Here is a 4556-nt window from a genome sequence, read left to right on the forward strand (position 1 = left end):
CGCAGCCACCGCTTCACCCCGTTCGCGATCTACCGCATCGCGCTGGGCATCGCGCTGCTGGTGTTCCTGCCCGGCGGCGCCTGAAAACCGGCACGCTCAGCGCCCGATCAGGTGGGCGAACCATTGCCAACCTTCGATGCGCTCGGCGATCAACTTGACCGTGGTCAGCATCGGCACCGCAAGCAATGCTCCGGCGATGCCCCACAACCATGCCCAGAGCAGCAGCCAGATCAGGATGGCCACCGGCGACAGGCGCATGCGCCGGCCCATGATCAGCGGCGTGATCAGGTTGCCCTCGACCGCGGTCAATACCGCAAAAGACAAGGCGGGAGCCAGCGCGTCCAGCGGATGATGGAAATGCATGCTCCCGACCAGCGCAAGCACCACCATCATGCTGATGGCGCCCACATAGGGTACGAAGTTGGCCAGCGCTGCCAGACTGCCCCAAAGCAGCGGGTCAGGCATCTTCAGGCTCCACAGGATCAATGCGGTGAGCGCGCCCAAGGCAAGGTTGATCAGGGTGGCCATGAAGATATAGCGCGATACCTCGGCCTGCAGGTTGCGCACAATGGTGACCACATGCCGCTTGCTGGTAAACGAGGGTGACACCTCCACCAGCTTCAGCAACAACTGGTCGCCGTAGATCAGGAAGAAGAACACCAGCAAGCCTACGGTCACGGCGAAACCGAGCACGCGCGGCGTTACCGCGATCACGTCCCATGCGTCAAAACGCGTGTTCGTGGGCGCACCGGTCCGGCGCGAGGACATGTTGTTTACCAGCGACTGCGTGGCCCGGTTGGCTTCATCCAGCTTGTGCGTGAGGGGCTTGATCATCGGCGCCACGTTGTGGCGGATCGCCGCCGGCGCCTGTTCCAGCCACTTCACCGCGGGCGGCGCCAGCAAGGTCACCGCACCGATCGATCCGCCGGCCACGACCAGCATGACCACCAGCGCGGACAAGCCACGCGGAACGTGCAGGCGGGTAGCGGCTGCGACTATGGGGTTCAGGCCCAGGCCCAGGAACACGGCAAGCATCAAGGGCACCAGCAGCGCCTGACTCAGCGCCAGCGTATAGACCAGGGCCAGCACCAGCATCCCGGTGAGGATCAGGTTGATCGTACGCGTAGGTGCCCGCAGGTACCGCGGGGACGGATGCGTCTGCTCGACCGCTTGACCCGGGCGGCTATCGGGCGATGGCAAGGGTGCTGCGGAGTTGCTGTGGTTCCCGTTTGCGCCCGTTTGATCCGGCGTATCGTGGCGCCCACGCTCGTCGGCGTTCAAAGTAAGCCGCGTCCCAACAGCAGGCCCCAGCGCCAGATCGTCGATACCACCCCGCGCGGCAAGCGTTTGCGGCTGTAGCCGAGCACCGCCCCGCCGATGGCCGCCATGCCCAATGGCCATGCGGGTGCAATGCGGTACTGGTGTTCCAGGACACGTAACGCACAGTGTGCGCGGCAGTGATGCACGCGCACTGCGGCTTTTTGGGTGCGGACGTCGCGCATGGCCTTGTACCACGTATTCATCACGGTCTCCCCGCGCGCCTGCGGGCACGATCCATCAATCCGCGCACCTCGGCGCGCGTCGCCGGGAGCGTCATGTTGCGGGCCGTGCGACGCAGCGTGAAACGGGCAACGACCAGCAAGACCAGGTGCACGCCCACCAGCGCGGTAAGCGCCCAACCCACAGACCCGGTCGCCACATACAGGCTCCAGCCAATAAAGGCGATCAGGCTGATCCAGAGCGACAGGCTCAGGCCGACCAGCACCACCACCAGGGCGAACACAAACGGCCAGCTCACCCGTGCAAGATGCAGTTCACTGCGCGCCAATCCCAGCAGGGCGCTGATGAAATCACGCGCCGCGCTTACCAGCGTACGCACCGCATCCCACATCGCGACCAGGTCGAGGCGCTCATCAGCCTCGGCTCGGTCGTCTTCGGGTGCCGGCTCGTGCTCCGGCGATTCGTCCGTCTCTGGGACGGACTCCTCCGGTTCGCTCACTAACTCAGCGCCGGCGCAGGAAATTGCCGATCAGCCAGCCGCCGGCCACGGCGAGCGCCAGGGATTTGCCCGGGTTCTCGCGCACATAGTCAAGCATGCTGTCCATGGACTTCTCGGCATACGCGCGGCCTTTGGTCCACTTTTCCTGGCCTTTCCCGCTCCATTTTGCGGCACGCTCGCTGGTACGTCTCGCGGCGCCCGCGCCGGCATCGGTCGCCTTGTGCAAGGCTTCCTCGGCCCGGTCCGAACCGCTGTTCAGGGCATCGCGGGTCGCATGCAGGACTGCGGATTCGCGCTCCTTGAGACGCTCGGCGCCACGTTCGATGCGATCGTCCAGATTAGCTTCTTTGCTCTTGTTCGCCATGATGACCTCCTGTTCGGGTGAAAGCCGGATCGTGGGAACGCATGGTGTGTTCCAGAACTTTCGCATCAAGCGCGCCAGGGGAATCTGGCCGATCCGCTCCGAAAACCCCTCGAGGCGCTTGGCCCTGCAGCGGTTCATCCCGAAACGGCAGATGTCGCGCTGTACAGCAACGCTGACCAAAAAAGCATGATGCGATATTTCCGCAAGCGCACCCAGTACGGCATCGGCGCATCGGCACCGACTAAATCATTGAAACATATAGGCCGTGCACCGCGGCTGAATGATCGCGGTCGGATCGCAAGCGTTAGCGACAGGCAGGCGATTTTCTGGCCATGATCCAGGATCGAACCTGCGCGGTTCCATGCCCCGCTGGCGTTCGGCAGGTGCCCATGGATCGCCTTGCACCGGACGACCCGGACGAGGTGGCCGGAGCCGGGCAGATGCGGTCGGGTATCGGTGCACACTTGGATGGCCCCTCATGCCCGGATCAGGCGTTGGGCGGACGGTTGGTGACGCGATAGACCGCGCCGGTGAAATCGTCGCTGACCAGCAGGCTGCCATCGGGCAGCGGGAGCACATCCGCCGGACGACCTCGCGTGGTGCCGTTTTTCTCGAACCCGGTGATCAAGGCCGAATGCCCCTGCACGCGATTGCCGCGTATCCGCACCGCCATCACCCGCTAACCGATCTTGGTGCTGCGATTCCGGGAGCCGTGCTCGGCGATGAACAGGCCGTTGCGGTAGCGTGGTGGGAACATTTCCCGGTGTAGAAACGCATGCCCAGCGAAGCCACATGCGCCCCCAACTTCAGCGCCGGCGGTGCATAGTCACTGTACGCGTGGCCCTTCCCGTACTCTGGGTCGGGTAGATCCCCCTGAGGGCAGAAGAGATATCCGAAATACTCGCCCCGTTGGTCGATACGATTCAGTTCGTCGCTGGGGATGTCATCACCAAACATGTCGCGGCCATGGTCGGTGAACCACAGCTTGCCGCTGCCCGGCTGCCAGTCGAATCCGACACTGTTGCGAATACCGCGAGCCACCAGGACCCGATCGCTAGCGTCCGGATTCATGCGCCAGATCGCAGCATAGGGAAGAGGCGGATCACCGTTGTTGCAAGGCTCGCCGACAGGCACGTAGTTGCCATCCGGACCGAACGCGATAAATTTCCAGCCGTGATGGGTCTTGTCCGGAAACGTGTCGATGACCACTTGCGGTTTCGGTGCATCATCCAGATGCGACTGGATGTCGCGCAACACCAGAATGCGGCTGACCTCCGAAACGTACAGGGCCCCATCGTCGAAGGCTACGTCGACCGGCATGCGTAGCCCGTGGCCAGCACCCGAACACGTTCAGCCTTTCATCATGGTTGGCATCGGTCAGCGCTTAGACCTTGCCCGCATTCATGGATCCCGCAAACACCGTACCGTCATCGCCCCGTGCCATTTCCCGCGCGTTGGGCACCACGGCATACAGGGCGATGTGGAAACCCGGCGGAAGCTTCAGTTGTTCGAGCAAGGTCTGCGATGCCTGCACCGGCAGGGCCAGCAGAACAAGGAACAGAGCAAATGCACGATCCATGGCCTTCCGTCCTTTTTGGCAGGGGACGTTCACGATACACCCGCCGATCCATCATCGTGGGGATCCCGCCCGCGAGTCATCTCATGCGTAAACCTGGGTTTCCCCGGTGTCCATGGAAGGTGGACGCCTCTCGGCAGCTGGCCGGATAACGGCAAGGAGCCCGATGCGCTTCAGTCGCCTTCCAACGTCGCATTGAAGCGCGCAAGGATGTACTCGTCGGTAAAACTGCGCAACTTCCAGTTCTTGATGAAACTGCAATGGCCGCCGTATGGAGCGATGTCCAGCTCGACGTTGGATGGAAGTCTCAACTCGGTGAATTCCTTGACCGGAATCACCGGGTCGTCCACCGACGTGAGAATGGTGGTCGGTACCTCAAGCTCGGCCATGCGCGTGCCACTGACCGAATAACCGTCGAGGTATTCGTCGAGGGTTCCGAAATCGGTGTGCCGCTCGACCTGGGCCCGGGTCAGGCCGCGCAGGCCTTCCCTGAGGTCATCAGGAGTGAAATAGTCCTGGTGCGGATACAGCTTCTGCTTGCGCTTGAGTGATCCGCGCCACTTGTGCATGAAGTACCACTCGTACATCCATGGCGCGGTTTCCAGTGCATGCAGGCC

Annotated in this window: 7 protein-coding genes and 1 pseudogene; all 8 read right to left on the reverse strand. The window is 63.0% G+C overall.

Annotation, left to right across the window (positions count from 1 at the left end; translation table 11 throughout):
• Positions 1–96: 96 nt before the first annotated feature.
• Positions 97–1200, reverse strand: coding sequence for an AI-2E family transporter (locus PF446_RS12120; protein WP_298071947.1), 1104 nt, complete (start codon positions 1198–1200; stop codon positions 97–99).
• 77 nt (positions 1201–1277) lie between these two features.
• Entirely contained in the window at positions 1278–1523 is a 246-nt protein-coding gene (locus tag PF446_RS12125) for a hypothetical protein (RefSeq protein ID WP_298071950.1), read from the reverse strand.
• On the reverse strand, positions 1523–1999 hold the full coding sequence (locus PF446_RS12130; RefSeq protein WP_298071952.1) for a hypothetical protein: 477 nt from the start codon (positions 1997–1999) through the stop codon (positions 1523–1525). Before PF446_RS12130 ends, PF446_RS12125 begins: the two co-directional genes overlap by 1 nt.
• A gap of 4 nt (positions 2000–2003) precedes the next feature.
• Positions 2004–2363 carry a hypothetical protein gene (locus tag PF446_RS12135; RefSeq protein WP_298071954.1) on the reverse strand — a complete coding sequence of 120 codons (360 nt, stop codon included), beginning with the start codon at positions 2361–2363 and terminating at the stop codon, positions 2004–2006.
• A 487-nt stretch (positions 2364–2850) separates the two neighbouring features.
• Entirely contained in the window at positions 2851–3036 is a 186-nt protein-coding gene (locus PF446_RS12140; protein ID WP_298071956.1) for a hypothetical protein, read from the reverse strand.
• Complete coding sequence (locus PF446_RS12145) at positions 3036–3683, reverse strand: PQQ-dependent sugar dehydrogenase (protein ID WP_298071958.1); 648 nt, start codon at positions 3681–3683, stop codon at positions 3036–3038. Before PF446_RS12145 ends, PF446_RS12140 begins: the two co-directional genes overlap by 1 nt.
• 64 nt (positions 3684–3747) lie before the next feature.
• Positions 3748–3942: a hypothetical protein gene (locus tag PF446_RS12150; RefSeq protein WP_298071959.1), complete on the reverse strand. Its 195-nt coding sequence runs from the start codon at positions 3940–3942 to the stop codon at positions 3748–3750.
• Between the two features lie 170 nt (positions 3943–4112).
• Positions 4113–4556, reverse strand: a pseudogene (locus PF446_RS12155) (alpha/beta hydrolase); the annotation flags it as partial.

It is taken from the genome of Oleiagrimonas sp. (genome assembly GCF_027858935.1).
GTDB lineage: Bacteria > Pseudomonadota > Gammaproteobacteria > Xanthomonadales > Rhodanobacteraceae > Oleiagrimonas.

Bases quoted from the DNA above. Each gene is read 5' to 3' on its own strand.
- PF446_RS12125 (WP_298071950.1), bottom strand. From the start codon at position 1,523: ATGAATACGTGGTACAAGGCCATGCGCGACGTCCGCACCCAAAAAGCC.
- PF446_RS12135 (WP_298071954.1), bottom strand. From the start codon at position 2,363: ATGGCGAACAAGAGCAAAGAAGCTAATCTGGACGATCGCATCGAACGT.
- PF446_RS12140 (WP_298071956.1), bottom strand. From the start codon at position 3,036: ATGGCGGTGCGGATACGCGGCAATCGCGTGCAGGGGCATTCGGCCTTG.
- PF446_RS12145 (WP_298071958.1), bottom strand. From the start codon at position 3,683: ATGCCGGTCGACGTAGCCTTCGACGATGGGGCCCTGTACGTTTCGGAG.
- PF446_RS12150 (WP_298071959.1), bottom strand. From the start codon at position 3,942: ATGGATCGTGCATTTGCTCTGTTCCTTGTTCTGCTGGCCCTGCCGGTG.